The sequence below is a fragment of the Telluria sp. ZT3P25 genome, from assembly GCF_059685895.1.
In genome coordinates, this window is sequence record NZ_JCASIJ010000001.1 from 2,868,844 (window position 1) to 2,883,586 (window position 14,743).

Consider the following 14,743-nt stretch of genomic DNA (forward strand, 5'->3'; position numbering starts at 1 on the left):
AGGTCAGAAAGGCACGTCGCCTTCGATCGTCGTGCGGTACAGCTTGCGGCGCAGGTGGTCCGGGCAACCGCCAGCCAGGTGCATCAGCGAACGGTTGTCCCAGAACACCATGTCGTGCGGCTGCCATTGATGGCGGTAGACATGCTCGGCGCGGGTGCCGTAATCAAACAGCAAGTCGAGCAGCTCACGGCTGCGCTGTTCGGACACGCCCAGGATGCGGGTCGTGAAATGCTCGCTGACGAACAGCGCGCGCCGGCCCGTCTCGGGATGCGTGCGCACGACCGGGTGGCTGACCGGCCTGACTTCGTCGATCTGCGCCTGCGTCAGCTGCGGGCGATACGGGTTGCGCTGGCGCAGTTCGTCATAGCGCGCCAGGTACCAGTGCTCGGCCTGCAGGCCTTCGACCTCGCGTTTGAGGTCATCGGGCAAGCCATCCCATGCCGCGTGCTGGTTGGCGAACAGCGTGTCGCCGCCCTCGGCCGGCAACTCCTGCGCATGCAGCATTGAGCCCAGGCTGGGCGTCTCTTTATACGACAGGTCGGAATGCCAGAAATGACCGGCGTCGCCCAGTCCGACCGGCTTGCCGTCCTGCTGGATATTCGAGATAACGAGCACCTCCGGCTGTTCGGGCAGCTGGAAATTGCGCAGTACGTGGATCTGCAGGGCGCCGAAGTGGCGGCTGAAGTCCACCTGCTGCGCGGGCGTGATGTGCTGGTCGCGAAACACCAGCACGTGATAATCGAGATGCGCGCGGTGCAGCCGCGCAAGATCGGACGTGGCCAGCGGCAGCGACAGGTCGAGGCCGAGGACTTCGGCGCCCAGCGGCGCGTCGGTGAAGGGATGGATGGCAAAGGACTGGCTTGCAGAATCGAGTGGCATGGCGATGGCATGGCTGAATGATCGTGTTGTTACGATAGCCACGCCCACCGGCACCAACAACGAATGATTTCAGCTATCGTCATGCGGTTTTCGCGTCCCATGCACCGGGCATGGCGGGAACCCGCCCTGAGCGATTCCGATGCAGGCCGGGTGGTTTTTTGCTAGGATGCGACAGTTTTCCCTAAAGCACGACCCACTTGCGCGCCTCCCCCTGAACCTGCATGGCCACAGACAAAGAACTTAACGACTTTCTGCAGAATGTCGAACGGCGCGCGTTCAAGCAGGCGGTCTATGCAGTCCGCAAGGACGAATCGGCGCTGGACATCGTGCAGGACGCGATGATCAAGCTCGCCGAGAAATACGGCGACAAGCCGGCGGCCGAGCTGCCGATGCTGTTCCAGCGCATCCTCCAGACCACGATCCTCGACTACTTCCGCCGCGAAAAAGTGCGCAATACCTGGGTTAGCCTGTTCTCCGGCTTCGGGCGGGGCGAGGGAAACGACGATGATGACTTCGACATACTTGCCTCACTCGAAGCCGAGCAGGGTTCGGCGGCCGCAGAGTCGAGCGCGGACCAGGTCGAGCGTGCCCAGACCTTGCGCCTGATCGATGACGAAGTACAAAAACTCCCCACGCGTCAACGGGAAGCCTTCCTCATGCGTTACTGGCAAGATATGGACGTCGCCGAAACGGCGGCAGCAATGGGATGCTCGGAGGGCAGCGTCAAAACGCATTGCTCGCGCGCCACCCACGCCCTCGCGGCAGCGCTCCAGGCCAAGGGAATCACACTATGAATACCGACGACATCAATCTGGCGTACAAGATACGCCACGCGCTGGACGAACAGCTCGACCACTTGCCGGCTTCGACCGTTGACCGGCTGGCCGTTGCACGCGCTGCCGCCATGAAGCGCAAGAAGCCCGACGCCCGGGCCGGCTTCGGCTGGCGCGGGGTCGGCGCATTCCTTGCCGGGCCGACCGTGTCGCGCCTGGCCATTGCCGTGCCACTGCTGGCGCTGGTGATTGGCATGGGCGGCTTTTACCAGCACGAACAACAGCAGCAACTGGCAGCACTGGCCGACATCGACGCCGCCGTGCTGGCCGACGAATTGCCGCTGACCGCCTACCTCGATCCGGGTTTCAACGCCTATCTGGAGTCGCAGCAGCGCCAGCAATGACCAAGAAGAACGTCTCGACATCGCGCTCTCCCGTGCTGAAGATCGTCATCGGCGTCGTGGCCGCTGCTGCGCTGGCCTGGATCATCGTCGATCGCTTCGAGAAGCCGTCCATCGTACCTGTGGCGACCGAGACCATCGCCAGCGCGCGCCCGCTGCGCAAGGCCCCAGACAAGCCGCTGTGGCGCGACCTGAGCAATGCACAACGCGTGGCGCTGGCACCACTCGAATCTGAATGGGACCGCATGGAAGGCCCGCGCAAGCGCCGCTGGATCGAGGTATCGGCCCGCTTCGGCTCGCTGGACGCGGCCGAGCAGCAACGCGTGCACGAGCGCATGCGCCAGTGGATGAAGCTCACGCCGAAGCAGCGTGACCTTGCGCGCGAAAACTTCAGCAAGACCAACAAGCTGGCGCAGGGCGACAAGGCTGCCAACTGGGAAAACTACAAGCAGCTGTCGGCCGAACAAAAGCGCAAGCTGGCCAGCAAGCCGCCCGGCATTCGTAACAGTGCGCCGGTCGCGCTGCCGGACACGCCGCTGCTGGTCGTGCCAATGCCATGCGCATCGAACACCACGCGCCGTGGCGCCGAGTGCGTGCTGATCGGCACGCCCGACGCAGCGGCGCCGTCGGCGATTGCCGGGACACCAGCGCCTGCCGGCGTGACGCCGCCGGTTGCGCCAGCCCCTGCCCCGGTGGCACCCGGCAATGGCGGTGCAGTCGTCACACCCGGCACCCCGTCAGGCACCGCCCAGGCCACAAATGCAGGCAACTGAGCCGCCGGTCATCGTGGCCGAGGCAGCCTCGCCACTTACCGGCACGCCCACGATCAAGCGGCGCCTGGCCGTGATGGTCTACGAATTTTTTCTGCTGTTCGCGGTCGAGATGCTGGCCGTCCTGCTGTATCTGTTCATGACCGGTAACCGTCAGGACGCGCCCTTCCAGCACGGGCTGAAGGTGTACCTGTTCGTGATCACGGGCCTGTACTTCACCTGGTGCTGGCGCGACAGCGGCCACACGCTGGCGATGAAGACCTGGCGCATCAAGCTCGTGATGCCGGGGCATGCCCGCCTGCCCTGGCGCGTCGCCATCGTGCGCTACCTGGCAGCCTGGGGCTGGTTCGCGCCCGCGCTGATCGTCTGCGCTGTTTTCGGGCTGCATGCCAAAGCCGGTATCGTCAGCGCGCTCGCGCTCGGTATTGCGGTCTGGGCCGCGACCGCCTGGTTCGACCGCGACCGCCAGTTCCTGCATGACCGCCTGGCCGGCACCCGCCAGATCAGCCTGCCCAAACCGGTACGACGCGAGGGCAAAGCGCCCGGGCTGTGACATCATGCGGGTCGCGACGTCACAATCGGCGCGAGCTTGCTTTGTTTTCCACCGCAGACGTCACGTTTTCAGAATCAGAAATAGAAGCAGCAAGCATGCCCGACACCCGTTTCCAGGCCCTGTTCGAACAGGCGCCAATCAGCATCCAGATCCTCGCGCCATCGGGCCACACCACGCGTGTCAACAAGGCATGGGAAAACCTGTGGCAGATCCACGAAGGCACGCCGCTGATGGCCTACGTTCTCAGCGACTACAACGTGCTGCACGATCCGCAACTGGCCGACAACGGCATCGCCGCGCTGCTGGCGCGGGCACTGCAGGGGGAGCGGGTTGAATTGCCGGCCGCGCTGTACGACGTCAGCGCGCTCGATGGCCACGGTCCGAAGCGATGGGTCACCGCGAAGGCGCGGCCGATCAAGGACAAGGCCGGCAACATCCTCGAAGTGATGCTCATGCACGAGGACATCACCGAGCGCATGGCGGCCGACAGTGCGCTGCGCCTGCGCGAACAGCGCTTTCGCTCGCTCGTGATGGCCACGTCGCAGATCGTCTGGTCGAATACCCCGGATGGCCGGGTGCTGGAAGACTCGCCGTCCTGGCGTGCCTATACCGGCCAGACCTACGACGAGTGGAAGGATTTCGGCTGGGTCGATGCCTTGCATCCCGATGACCGCGCACCGGCCCAGACCCTGTGGCTGGCCTGCGTTGCCGCGCGCTCGGTGTTCGAGACGAAGTACCGGCTGCGCAGTGCCGACGGCAGCTACCGCTGGACGGCGGTCAAGGGCATCCCGATCCTGGCGGACGACGGCACGATCCGCGAGTGGATCGGCGCCAACACCGACATCCACGACATGATCGCGGCCGAGCTCGAACTGGCCCAGCGGCTCGAACGCGAAAAACGCAACAGCGCCCTGCTGACCAAGGTCGCGCAGGCGGCGCGCACGCTGCACACGGTGCTGGCAGCCGAAGACATCGCGCAGGCGCTGGTGACGGCCGTACGCGACATCCTGCAGACCCACCAGGCGGTCGTTTCGCTGACCGAAGCGGGCGGCTGGACGCAGGCGATCAATGCCGTCTCGCTGTCGGACAAGTACGCCGCTTACCGTGGCTACGACGCCAGGACGGACGGCTCCGGGATCTACGCGCAGGTATGCCGCGACAACCGCGTCATGCGCCTGACCCAGGCGCAGCTCGAGGCGCATCCCGCCTGGCGCGGCTTTGGCGAGCATGCCGGTGCACATCCGGTGCTGCGTGGCTGGCTGGCCGTGCCGCTGATCGACCGCATGGGCAAGAACATCGGCCTGATCCAGGCGTCGGACCGGTTCGAGGGCGACTTCACGGACGAGGACGAAGCCATCCTCGTGCAACTGGCGTCGATCGCGGCCACCGGTTTCGAGAACGCACGGCTGTACGGTTCGCTACAGGATCAGGACCGCCGCAAGGACGAGTTCCTGGCCATGCTGGCGCACGAACTGCGCAACCCGCTGGCACCGATCTCCGCAGCGGCAGAGATGCTCAAGTTCGGCACCGCGAACGAAGAACGGGTACGGCGCTCGAGCGAAGTGATCAGCCGCCAGGTGCGCCACATGACGTCGCTGGTCGACGACTTGCTCGACGTGTCGCGCGTGACCCGGGGCCTGATCAAGCTGGACCGCGCGCTGCTCGACCCGATGCAGCTCGTGGCCAATGCCGTCGAGCAGTCGCAGCCGTTGATCACGGCGCGCGGCCATACCTTGACCATGACGGGCGACGCTGCCGGCGCGCACATTGCCGGCGACGCGCACCGCCTGGTCCAGGTGCTGGCCAACCTGCTCAACAACGCAGCGAAGTACACATCCCATGGCGGACGCATCGAGGTAACGGTGACGCGCGAACCGGACACGGTGGCCATCACCGTGCGCGACAACGGCGTCGGCATCGATGCGTCGCTGTTGCCGCGCATGTTCGACCTGTTCACCCAGGCCGAACGCTCGCCGGACCGGGCCCAGGGCGGCCTGGGTATCGGACTGGCGCTGGTCAGGAGCATCATCGACCTGCATGGCGGCGACGTCATCGCCGCCAGCGACGGTATCGGCCGCGGTAGCACGTTCACGGTCCGGCTTGCCATTGCGGATACGGTCACCGGCGCCGTCGATGCGACGGATGCGCTGCGCTTGCAACAGCGTTAACTTGTCACGCGGAATTCGAAATACGTCGTCGCGGAAATACCCCAATAATTGAACGGTCTACGAACTCGTCAATCATTGAATAAGGGTATTCCATGAAGCAATCACATCTTCGCGTCGTCATCATGGGCGGCTCCAGCGGCATCGGCGCCGCCACTGCCATCGCCTTCGCCCGCCAGGGCGCCCACCTCGTGCTCGGCGCCCGCGGCAAGGCCGGCCTGGACGACATCGCCCGGCGCTGCCGCCAGGCCGGCGGCCATGCCGACGTGCTGGTCGTCGACGCCACCGATGCCGACGCGGTAGCCGCGTTCGCACAGGATGCCCGCGGCCTTCTCGGCCAGATCGACCTCTGGTTCAGCAATGTGGGCAGCGGCGTCGTCGGCAGGTTCGCCGACGTGCCGATCGCGCACCATCGCCAGGTCATCGAGACCAACCTGATCACGCACATGAACGATGCGCACGCCGTGATCCCGATTTTCCTGGAGCAGGATTACGGTATCTGGGTCAACATGATTTCGTCGGGCGGCTTCGTCGCCACGCCGTACGCGGCGGCCTACGGCGCCAGCAAATTCGGGCTGCGCGGCTTCAGTGAGGCGCTGCGCGCCGAACTGGGCAAGAAGCGCAACATCCACGTGTGCGACATCTACCCCTCCTTCGTCGATACGCCGGGCTTCAGGCACGCCGCCAACTACACGGGCGCCAAGCTGTCGTTCCCGCCGGGCGTGCTGACGCCTGAGAAAGTGGCCGACGCCGTCGTCGCCCTGGTGCGCAAGCCGCGCTCCGTCACGCTACTGGGCGCGCCCGACGTGACCAAGAAACTGACGCAACTGGCGCCCGACCTGATCGCATCGGGCGTGAACCGCTTCATGGAAACCTGGGCCAGGCGGGCCGACCCGACCGAAGACACGGTGGGCGCCCTGTACGAGCCGCAGCAAGGCGCCAGCGGCGTGCACAGCGGCCAGGTGAAGCGCCCTGCCCCTGCCCCTGTCCCTGCCAGAGTGCGGCGCGACGCTCAGCCTGCTGCGCCGTCGAATGACCGCACGCTTGCCGTGGGCGCCGTGCTGATCGCGACCGCCATCGGCCTCTCCTTGCTGGGCAAACGCTCTGACAATTAATACGTCAGATTAACCTGCATGACGGCAGTCGTTCCGCTGACCTCGTTACCGACGATCAGCAACGGCTTGCCGTTGGGCGACTTGTGCGCCGGGATGAACGTCAAACCTTCCGGTCCCAGGTCGCCCTTGTCGCCATCGCGCGTGTTCAGGTAGGTCACGAACGACGCTGCTGCCGGTTTCGTGATGTCGTAGACCATCACGCCGCCGATGCGCTCCAGGCCGACGAACGCATACTGCTTGTCACCGAACTTGCCGACCACGACGCCTTCCGGCTCCGGGCCTTTCGAGCCACTGCGGTCTTCCAGATTGTTGTTGTCGTTGCTGGCGTTAAAGCGCGCGTTCGGCAGAGTGCTGGTGCGGCGTTCGAATTCGTCACCCGAGTCGTAGACGCGCTTGATGTCCGTGTCCCAGATCGAGAACGAACGACCGCCAAACGTGTACAGCTCGGTGCACTGGCCGGCGGCGTTCTTGCCGGTCATGCCACCGCCATTCGGCGTCGTCGTCACGCGCAGCCGGCCCAGGTTCGAGTCAAACGTCGCGTTGCCGGCGTTCGGGAACACGCTCGGATCCAGCCCTGCCGTGCAATAGGCGCGGATGCGCGTCTCTTCATTGAAGCCCGGCCAGTCGGCGCGGGCATCGCCCTCGTTTGCGGTCAGCAGGTAATGCTTGCCGTCGACCGTGTAGCCGGCAATCGCGTCCGGCAGGTACATGCCCTTGACGGGCTGCGGGCCGATCTTCGTGGCCGGCGTGCCGCTGTTGGTATTGGTGCCGCCATCTTCGTCCGACGCGTCCAGGCCGAAGCCGGCGACATTGTGGTCCTTGAAGCCGAGCGGCTTGATCGCTGTGACCTTCGCACTCGCGACGTCAACGATGGCAATGGCATTGTTTTCCTGCAGCGTGACCCAGGCCGTCTTGCCGTCTTCGCTGACGGTGATGTATTCCGGCTCGAAGTCCTGCGCCGCGCTGGCGTTGGGGCCAAAGATGCGGATACCCTGCGCGCGCAGCGCCGTTTCCTGGCCGTTGAAGCTGCGGAAGTCGGCGGTGGCGACGCTCGGTGCACCGCCGCGATTCACGGTGATGATGCTGACCGCGCCTTCCGGATCGCTCGTCCCGGCCACGCCGTAGCCGCTTGGCTCGCCTTCGTTCGCGACCAGCACCATGCTGCCGTCCGGCGTGAACACCAGCATGTCGGGCAGCGAGCCGACCTTCACGCTGTTGATCAGCTTGAGGTCGGCCGCATTGTAGAACGCCACGGTGCCGGGGTCAGTCTTGACCGCCGCTTCGATCGCCAGCGCCACCAGACCGTCGTGCACGGCGACGCTGTTGACGGCCTTGCCAAGGCCCGCGACGCTGATCGTGCCAAGCAGCTTGGGCGCATTCGGTGCGCTCAGGTCCAGCACGTCGACGGTGCCATTGGCGCCATTGACGACGAACAGGCGCTTGCTGGCTGCATCGTAAGCGGTGATCTCGGCCGCGCCGACGGCGCCGCCGTTGTAGCTGCCGATTTTTTCCAGCGTCAGTGTGGTGGGCGTCGGTTCGTCGTCATGGTCGCCGCCGCAGGCAGCGAGCGTGCAGGCCAGTGCAATCGTGGCAATCATCGGAAGGTAACGGGTGGTAGCACGGGAGCGATGCAGCATGATGGTCGGTTTTCCAGGGAAGAAAAACCGCCAGCATAGGACGCGTCGATGACAGCAGCATGACATGTCATCAACACGATCCTTATATCAGAATCAGAACTGGTCGGTGTCGCGCAGGAAGCGCCAGCCACCGGCCGGCATCGGGCCCATCGAGATGCGGCCGATGCGCAGGCGGCGCAATGCGGTCACGCGCAGGCCCACGTCGCCGCACAGGCGCTCGATCTGGCCGCGCTGGATGTTCTTGCCGGCGATGCGCAGGCGCTGTTCGCTTTGCCAGCTGGCCTTGAACATGCGGCCAAGCTTGGCCATGCCATTGTCGGCGATCTGGCCGTCGACCTCGACGACGTACTCGGACTCGTTGCGCGATGCATCGTCGACCAGCTTGCGGATCACCCGAAAATCCTGGCTGAACACGATCAGACCCGAGGCCATGGTTTCCAGCGGCGTGGCGGCCGTCGTCTTGAACAGGTGCCGGCGCAGGAACGGCTTGCCGCGCCCGTGTTCCAGCACCTGGTTCTCGGCGGTGATGCTCGCGAGCGCCGCCTCGATTTCCATGCCGGCCGGCTTGTGCATCAGGATCGTCACCGGGTCCGGTTCGACCGGCGTCGCGCCCGGCAGCATCTCGACCTTTTGCTCTGGCGTGACGCGGGTGGCGGGATCTTCGGCCACGGCGCCGTCGACGCTGACCCAGCCGCCGGCGATATAACGCTCGGCATCGGCGCGCGAGCACCCTGCCACGTCGGCCACGCGCTTGGCCAGGCGGATTGCTTCTTCAGTTGTCATGCACGCCAATCAGTAAAAAATGTGGTGAAGACGTCGACCGTGCGCTGGACATCGCGCGCGGAGACATCGAGGTGTGTCACGAGACGCATTCTGGGGCCGACCGTGGCGCGGATCTGCGCCCGTTCGAGCGCCCCGCGCAGCGGTGCGCAGGCGCCAGCCGGCACGTCGATCCAAAAGATATTCGTTTGCGGGGTGCTGACGGTGAGCGCCGGGATCAGGGCCAGGCCGCGTGCCAGTTCGGCCGCGTTGTCATGGTCCTGCGCCAGTAGCGCGACATTGTGTTCGAGCGCGTAGTGCGCGGCAGCGGCGATCACGCCGGCCTGGCGCATGCCGCCGCCCAGCATCTTGCGCCAGCGCTTGCCCTGCTCGATGAAGGCCTTCGGGCCAAGCAGCACCGAGCCGACCGGTGCGCCCAGGCCCTTGGACAGGCAGACCGACACGGTGTCGAAGCCCTTGACGGCGTCCGCCAGGCTGATGCCCTGCTTGACGGCTGCGTTGCAGATGCGCGCGCCGTCCAGGTGCGTGGCCAGGCCCTTCTCGTGTGCCAGCGTCGTTGCCGCAGCCACGTACTCCTGGCTCAGGACACGCCCGCCGATCGTGTTTTCCAGCGCCAGCAGGCGCGTGCGCGCGAAGTGCATGTCGTCGGGCTTGATGTAGGCCTCGATGTCGGCAAGCGAGATCGAGCCGTCCGGCTGATTGATGATCGGCTGCGGCTGGATGCTGCCCAGCACCGCAGCGCCGCCGCCTTCGTACTTGTAGGTGTGCGCCTCCTGGCCGACCAGGTATTCATCGCCGCGACCGCAGTGCGTCATCAGGGCGATCAGGTTGGTCTGCGTGCCGCTCGGGGCGAACATGCCGGCCTCGTAACCGAACAGCTCCGCCGCGTAATCCTGCAGGCGGTTGACAGTGGGGTCGTCGCCATACACATCGTCGCCGACGTGGGCAGCCACCATCGTGGCGCGCATCGCGGCGCTTGGCTGCGTCACGGTATCGCTGCGCAGGTCGATCCAGCCTTGCGTGTTGTCGCTCATGCTTGTTGTCACTCCGTGGTGGCGGCTTGTGGGGCGTAGAAACGTTCGGTCATCTCAGCCAGGCCCAGTTCGCCCAGCACCTCGTGCAGGCGTTCGGTCGGGCGGCGGCGCGGCAGGTTCTTGTAGGTGGCGATGATCAGTTCATTCTTCATCGAGTGCTCCCAGCCCACCAGCTCGGTCACGGTGACCTGATAGCCATGCGCTTCGAGCTGCAGGCAGCGCAGCACATTGGTGATCTGGCTGCCGAATTCGCGCGTGTGGATCGGATGGCGCCAGATTTCGGTCAGCGCGCTGCGTTTCACGTCCTTGCCTTTGTTCTTGCGCAGGACAGTGGCGACTTCGGCCTGGCAGCACGGCACCAGCACCATGTGCTTCGCGTTCTTCTTGAGCGCGAAGTCGATGGCGTCATCGGTGGCGGTATTGCAGGCGTGCAGTGCGGTGACGATGTCGATCGATTCAGGGAGCGCGCTCGAGGTGGTCGATTCGGCCACCGACAGCGGCAGGAACGACATGCCCTTGAAACCCAGACGCGCAGCCAGCTCGGTCGATTTAGTGACCAGCTCTTCGCGCGTCTCGATACCGTAGATGTGCGAACCCTCGGTTTGGGCTTTCACGAACAGGTCGTACAGGATGAAGCCAAGGTAGGATTTGCCGGCGCCATGGTCGACCAGCGACACGCTGCCTTTTGCTCCCTGCACATCGCGCAGCAGCGGCTCGATGAAGTTGTACAGGTGGTAGACCTGCTTGAGCTTGCGGCGGCTGTCCTGGTTCAACTTGCCGTCGCGGGTCAGGATGTGCAGCTCTTTGAGCAGCTCAATCGACTGGCCCGGGCGAACCTCGGGTGGCAGCTCCGGCACAGCGGGGGCTTTCTTGACGTTCTCGACACGCTTCATGAAGATCAGTGGTTCTTTTCGGCAGCGTGGTTGATCGTGTACTTCGGGATCTCGACGACGAGGTCTTCATCAGCGACGATCGCCTGGCACGACAGGCGCGAATTGGGCTCCAGGCCCCATGCCTTGTCGAGCATGTCTTCTTCCTGCTCTTGCTGTTCGTTCAGCGAATTGAAGCCTTCGCGCACGATCACGTGGCAGGTGGTGCAGGCGCAGACGCGGTCGCACGCGTGTTCGATGTCGATGTCGTTTTCGAGCAGGACGTCGCAGACCGATTTGCCGCTAGGCGCCTCAAGCACGGCGCCTTCTGGGCACAGCACGGGATGGGGAAGGATGACGATTTGTGGCACTTGGATTACCTCGGTTGATTGTTGTATTTGTGCGGGTGTGCAGATCAGATTTCGTCCAGCGACTTGCCCGACAATGCCTTGCGCACGCTCTTGTCCATGCGGCGCGCCGCGAATTCTTCGGTGCCGTGCGCCAGCGCCTGGACTGCGTCGTGCACCGCGTTCTGGCGCAGGCCCGGTTCGAGCGCAGTATCGTTCGACATCGCCACCGCGTCGCGCACCAGTTGCAATTGCGCGGCAATCGTGGCCTGCTCGTCGGGCGAGAGCAGATCGGTATCGCTGTCCAGCGCCGACTGCGTCGCCAGCAGGATGCGCTCGGCCTCGACCTGCTCTTCGCGCAGCGCGCGCATCTGCATGTCGCTCGAGGCCGACGTGTACGACTCCTGCAGCATGCGCGCCACCTGATCGTCGGCCAGGCCGTACGACGGCTTGACCGTGATCGATGCCTCGACGCCCGAGCGCATTTCGCGCGCGGCCACTGCCAGCAAGCCATCGGCGTCGACCTGGTAGGTCACGCGGATGCGCGCGGCGCCCGCCGCCATTGGCGGGATGCCGCGCAGCTCGAAGCGCGCCAGCGAACGGCAGTCCGATACCAGCTCGCGCTCGCCCTGCACCACGTGCACTGCCAGCGCCGTCTGGCCATCCTTGAAGGTCGTGAATTCCTGCGCGCGCGCGACCGGAATCGTCGAGTTGCGCGGAATGATTTTTTCGACCAGGCCGCCCATCGTCTCAATGCCGAGCGACAGCGGGGTCACATCCAGCAGCAGCCAGTCTTCGCCGTCGGCGCGGTTGCCGGCCAGCAGATTGGCCTGAATCGCCGCGCCCAGCGCCACGACGCGGTCCGGATCGATATTGGCGTGCGGAATGGTCTGGAAGAAGTCCGATACGGCCAGGCGCACGTGCGGCATGCGCGTCGCGCCGCCGACCATGACCACGCCATCGACGTCTTCCACGCTGGCGTCGGCATCGCGCATCGCCTTGCGGATTGCATTCATCGTCTTGCCGACCAGGTGCTTGGTGATTTCGACGAATTCGCGCGCCGTGATCGTCACCTGCACCAGCTCACCCGATTTCAGGATCGCCTCGATCGTCGTTTCTTCGTTCGTCGACAGCAGTTCCTTGGCCTGGCGGGCCTTGACCATCAGCGTCGCGGTGTCCTGGTCGGACAATGGCGCCAAGCGCGCCTTTTCCATGATCCAGCAGAACAGGCGATGGTCGAAATCGTCGCCACCCAGGGCCGAGTCGCCGCCGGTCGACAGCACTTCGAACACGCCTTTTGACAGCTTGAGGATCGAGATGTCGAACGTGCCGCCGCCCAGGTCGTAGACGGCGTACACGCCTTCCTTGCCCTGGTCGAGGCCATACGCGATGGCGGCGGCGGTCGGCTCGGACAGCAGGCGCAGGACGTTCAGGCCGGCCAGCTGGGCCGCATCCTTGGTGGCCTGACGCTGTGCATCGTCGAAGTACGCCGGCACCGTGATGACGGCGCCCACCAGGTCGTCGCCGAGCGAATCCTCGGCGCGCTGGCGCAGCGTGGCCAGGATCTGGGCCGAGATTTCGACGGGGCTCTTCACGCCCGCGACGGTGTTCAGCTGGACCATGCCCTCGCCTTCGACGAAGTCGTACGGCAGGTTTTCCGCGTGCGCGATGTCTTTCAGACCGCGGCCCATGAAGCGCTTGACCGAAACGATCGTGTTCTTCGGGTCGGTGGTCTGGTGCGCGCGCGCCTTGTGGCCGATATGCGCGTGGCCGTTATCCAGGTAGCGCACGATCGACGGCAGCAGTGAGCGGCCCTCCTCGTCGCTGAGCACTTCTGGGCTGCCGCTGCGAACGGTGGCAACGAGCGAATTGGTGGTGCCCAGATCGATGCCGACGGCCAGACGGTGCTGGTGCGGGGCGGTGGACATGCCGGGTTCGGCGATTTGGAGGAGTGCCATAGTCGTGATACCAGTGTTATTTTTGCGTGCCGGGGACGGTGCGGACGCTATTTTACGCGTCCGACCGGCATAGCGGGGCGTGGACGACGCTGCCGCCCACGATGAAGTGCGGGAAGGTTATGCCTCGATCGCTTCGAAGGCGTACTGCACTTCGTCGCCGAACTTGTCGAGGAACATCAGCGAGCGCACGCCCTGCGCGGCAGCGGCGTAGTCGCCCGCATCGAGCTGCTGGCCAACGGTGACCAGCATCTGCTTGCGTTCGGCGCGCACCTGCGCATCGAGGGCGTCAAGCGCAGCGGCATCCTTGCCAGCACGCGCATCGCCGAGCTCTTCGCGCCATTCCATCTGCTGCATCAGAAACGCAGCAGGCATCGCGGTGTTCGATTCGGTCTGCAGGTCAACGCCGTTCAGTTCGCACAGATACTGCGCGCGCTTTTGCGGATTGCGCAGGGTCTGGTAGGCGTCGTTGGCGCGCGTCGCCCATTGCATCGCAACGCGTTTTTCGCCATCGCTGCTGCCGACGAACCGGTCAGGATGGACGCGGCCCTGGATTTCGCGGTAGGCGGTATCCAGGGCGCTCTGGTCGACCTCGAAACGGGCCGGCAGTTGAAACAGTTCGAAATGATTCTGCATGCGCGATCAGATGCGGAAGCTCTCGCCGCAGCCGCAATTGTCCTTGACGTTCGGATTATTGAAGCGGAAGCCCTCATTGAGGCCTTCACGGGCGAAATCGAGCTCGGTGCCGTCGATGTACGGCAGGCTTTTCGGATCAACGAACACCTGCACGCCATGCGATTCGAAGACGCTGTCTTCGTTTGCACTTTCATCGACGTACTCGAGCTTGTAGGCCAGGCCGGAGCAGCCGGTGGTGCGCACACCGAAACGCAAGCCAATGCCCTTGCCCCGGCGTTCGAGGTAACGGTTGACGTGCTTTGCAGCTTTTTCGGTCAGGGTGATTGCCATGTTGTGCTTCTCCAGCTCTGTTCTATTACAGGAATTACGCTGCTACCAGGGATTACGCTGCAGCAACTGCTTTGTCGGCGTGCTTTGCCTTGTAGTCGGCCACAGCGGCCTTGATCGCGTCTTCTGCCAAGATCGAGCAGTGGATCTTGACTGGCGGCAGTGCCAGCTCTTCGGCGATCTGCGTGTTCTTGATCGCGAGTGCTTCGTCCAGGCTCTTGCCCTTGACCCACTCGGTGATCAGCGAGCTCGATGCGATGGCCGAACCGCAACCATACGTCTTGAACTTTGCGTCTTCGATAAGACCCTGGTCGTTGACCTTGATCTGCAGCTTCATGACGTCGCCGCAGGCCGGCGCGCCGACCATGCCGGTGCCGATGTCATCGTCGCCCTTGTCGAACGCGCCGACGTTGCGTGGGTTTTCGTAGTGGTCCAGTACTTTGTCCGAATATGCCATGGTGATGCTCCAGTATGTTAGAAAATGCGCGCTCGGTATGAGCAG

The 14,743-nt window shown here is 64.6% G+C and carries 16 protein-coding genes; 6 read left to right on the forward strand and 10 right to left on the reverse strand.

Annotated features, from left to right (window positions below):
• Positions 1-3 precede the first annotated feature (3 nt).
• Complete coding sequence (locus AC56LY_RS12760; protein WP_499580005.1) at positions 4-879, reverse strand: TauD/TfdA dioxygenase family protein; 876 nt, start codon at positions 877-879, stop codon at positions 4-6.
• 221 nt (positions 880-1,100) lie between these two features.
• Here AC56LY_RS12760 and AC56LY_RS12765 point away from each other — a divergent pair, with 221 nt between their 5' ends.
• The 6 genes from AC56LY_RS12765 (at position 1,101) to AC56LY_RS12790 (ending at position 6,656) form a co-directional block, all read left to right on the forward strand.
• Positions 1,101-1,673 carry an RNA polymerase sigma factor gene (locus tag AC56LY_RS12765; protein WP_499580009.1) on the forward strand — a complete coding sequence of 191 codons (573 nt, stop codon included), beginning with the start codon at positions 1,101-1,103 and terminating at the stop codon, positions 1,671-1,673.
• Positions 1,670-2,056, forward strand: a complete 387-nt coding sequence (locus tag AC56LY_RS12770) for a DUF3619 family protein (protein ID WP_499580012.1) — start codon at positions 1,670-1,672, stop codon at positions 2,054-2,056. The genes AC56LY_RS12765 and AC56LY_RS12770 overlap by 4 nt, the downstream gene beginning before the upstream one ends.
• On the forward strand, positions 2,053-2,826 hold the full coding sequence (locus AC56LY_RS12775) for a DUF3106 domain-containing protein (protein ID WP_499580014.1): 774 nt from the start codon (positions 2,053-2,055) through the stop codon (positions 2,824-2,826). Before AC56LY_RS12770 ends, AC56LY_RS12775 begins: the two co-directional genes overlap by 4 nt.
• Positions 2,813-3,376 (forward strand): RDD family protein, encoded by a 564-nt coding sequence (locus AC56LY_RS12780; RefSeq protein WP_499580018.1) that lies wholly within the window; start codon positions 2,813-2,815, stop codon positions 3,374-3,376. The genes AC56LY_RS12775 and AC56LY_RS12780 overlap by 14 nt, the downstream gene beginning before the upstream one ends.
• A 95-nt stretch (positions 3,377-3,471) precedes the next feature.
• The gene (locus AC56LY_RS12785; RefSeq protein ID WP_499580020.1) at positions 3,472-5,544 is read left to right on the forward strand and encodes a PAS domain-containing sensor histidine kinase; all 2,073 of its coding nucleotides are present in this window, start codon (positions 3,472-3,474) and stop codon (positions 5,542-5,544) included.
• 92 nt (positions 5,545-5,636) lie between these two features.
• Positions 5,637-6,656: an SDR family oxidoreductase gene (locus tag AC56LY_RS12790; protein WP_499580022.1), complete on the forward strand. Its 1,020-nt coding sequence runs from the start codon at positions 5,637-5,639 to the stop codon at positions 6,654-6,656.
• On the opposite strand, the gene AC56LY_RS12795 is transcribed toward AC56LY_RS12790, so the two are convergent.
• From AC56LY_RS12795 to iscU, 9 genes are all read right to left on the reverse strand, one after another.
• Complete coding sequence (locus AC56LY_RS12795) at positions 6,653-8,293, reverse strand: choice-of-anchor I family protein (protein WP_499580026.1); 1,641 nt, start codon at positions 8,291-8,293, stop codon at positions 6,653-6,655. The two genes, AC56LY_RS12790 and AC56LY_RS12795, sit on opposite strands and share 4 nt — an antisense overlap.
• A 93-nt stretch (positions 8,294-8,386) precedes the next feature.
• Positions 8,387-9,076 carry an RNA pseudouridine synthase gene (locus AC56LY_RS12800; RefSeq protein ID WP_499580030.1) on the reverse strand — a complete coding sequence of 230 codons (690 nt, stop codon included), beginning with the start codon at positions 9,074-9,076 and terminating at the stop codon, positions 8,387-8,389.
• Positions 9,073-10,107 carry a low-specificity L-threonine aldolase gene (gene ltaE / locus AC56LY_RS12805; RefSeq protein WP_499580033.1) on the reverse strand — a complete coding sequence of 345 codons (1,035 nt, stop codon included), beginning with the start codon at positions 10,105-10,107 and terminating at the stop codon, positions 9,073-9,075. Before ltaE ends, AC56LY_RS12800 begins: the two co-directional genes overlap by 4 nt.
• Before the next feature lie 8 nt (positions 10,108-10,115).
• Positions 10,116-11,000: a class I SAM-dependent methyltransferase gene (locus tag AC56LY_RS12810; RefSeq protein ID WP_499580036.1), complete on the reverse strand. Its 885-nt coding sequence runs from the start codon at positions 10,998-11,000 to the stop codon at positions 10,116-10,118.
• Positions 11,001-11,005: 5 nt separating this feature from the next.
• The gene (gene fdx, locus AC56LY_RS12815; protein WP_258834957.1) at positions 11,006-11,347 is read right to left on the reverse strand and encodes an ISC system 2Fe-2S type ferredoxin; all 342 of its coding nucleotides are present in this window, start codon (positions 11,345-11,347) and stop codon (positions 11,006-11,008) included.
• A gap of 44 nt (positions 11,348-11,391) precedes the next feature.
• Entirely contained in the window at positions 11,392-13,281 is a 1,890-nt protein-coding gene (gene hscA, locus AC56LY_RS12820; RefSeq protein WP_499580041.1) for a Fe-S protein assembly chaperone HscA, read from the reverse strand.
• A 117-nt stretch (positions 13,282-13,398) separates the two neighbouring features.
• A complete protein-coding gene (gene hscB, locus AC56LY_RS12825; RefSeq protein ID WP_499580045.1) occupies positions 13,399-13,914 on the reverse strand; it encodes a Fe-S protein assembly co-chaperone HscB in 516 nt (171 codons plus the stop codon).
• Between the two features lie 6 nt (positions 13,915-13,920).
• On the reverse strand, positions 13,921-14,244 hold the full coding sequence (gene iscA, locus AC56LY_RS12830) for an iron-sulfur cluster assembly protein IscA (RefSeq protein WP_183555379.1): 324 nt from the start codon (positions 14,242-14,244) through the stop codon (positions 13,921-13,923).
• Positions 14,245-14,296: 52 nt separating this feature from the next.
• Positions 14,297-14,698, reverse strand: coding sequence for a Fe-S cluster assembly scaffold IscU (iscU, locus tag AC56LY_RS12835; protein WP_367610878.1), 402 nt, complete (start codon positions 14,696-14,698; stop codon positions 14,297-14,299).
• Between the last annotated feature and the right edge of the window lie 45 nt (positions 14,699-14,743).

Excerpts from the sequence above, each read along its gene's own strand:
- AC56LY_RS12760 (WP_499580005.1), bottom strand. The coding sequence starts at position 879 with ATGCCACTCGATTCTGCAAGCCAGTCCTTTGCCATCCATCCCTTCACC.
- AC56LY_RS12765 (WP_499580009.1), top strand. The coding sequence starts at position 1,101 with ATGGCCACAGACAAAGAACTTAACGACTTTCTGCAGAATGTCGAACGG.
- AC56LY_RS12770 (WP_499580012.1), top strand. The coding sequence starts at position 1,670 with ATGAATACCGACGACATCAATCTGGCGTACAAGATACGCCACGCGCTG.
- AC56LY_RS12775 (WP_499580014.1), top strand. The coding sequence starts at position 2,053 with ATGACCAAGAAGAACGTCTCGACATCGCGCTCTCCCGTGCTGAAGATC.
- AC56LY_RS12780 (WP_499580018.1), top strand. The coding sequence starts at position 2,813 with ATGCAGGCAACTGAGCCGCCGGTCATCGTGGCCGAGGCAGCCTCGCCA.
- AC56LY_RS12785 (WP_499580020.1), top strand. The coding sequence starts at position 3,472 with ATGCCCGACACCCGTTTCCAGGCCCTGTTCGAACAGGCGCCAATCAGC.
- AC56LY_RS12790 (WP_499580022.1), top strand. The coding sequence starts at position 5,637 with ATGAAGCAATCACATCTTCGCGTCGTCATCATGGGCGGCTCCAGCGGC.
- AC56LY_RS12795 (WP_499580026.1), bottom strand. The coding sequence starts at position 8,293 with ATGCTGCATCGCTCCCGTGCTACCACCCGTTACCTTCCGATGATTGCC.
- AC56LY_RS12800 (WP_499580030.1), bottom strand. The coding sequence starts at position 9,076 with ATGACAACTGAAGAAGCAATCCGCCTGGCCAAGCGCGTGGCCGACGTG.
- ltaE (WP_499580033.1), bottom strand. The coding sequence starts at position 10,107 with ATGAGCGACAACACGCAAGGCTGGATCGACCTGCGCAGCGATACCGTG.
- AC56LY_RS12810 (WP_499580036.1), bottom strand. The coding sequence starts at position 11,000 with ATGAAGCGTGTCGAGAACGTCAAGAAAGCCCCCGCTGTGCCGGAGCTG.
- hscA (WP_499580041.1), bottom strand. The coding sequence starts at position 13,281 with ATGGCACTCCTCCAAATCGCCGAACCCGGCATGTCCACCGCCCCGCAC.
- hscB (WP_499580045.1), bottom strand. The coding sequence starts at position 13,914 with ATGCAGAATCATTTCGAACTGTTTCAACTGCCGGCCCGTTTCGAGGTC.
- iscA (WP_183555379.1), bottom strand. The coding sequence starts at position 14,244 with ATGGCAATCACCCTGACCGAAAAAGCTGCAAAGCACGTCAACCGTTAC.
- iscU (WP_367610878.1), bottom strand. The coding sequence starts at position 14,698 with ATGGCATATTCGGACAAAGTACTGGACCACTACGAAAACCCACGCAAC.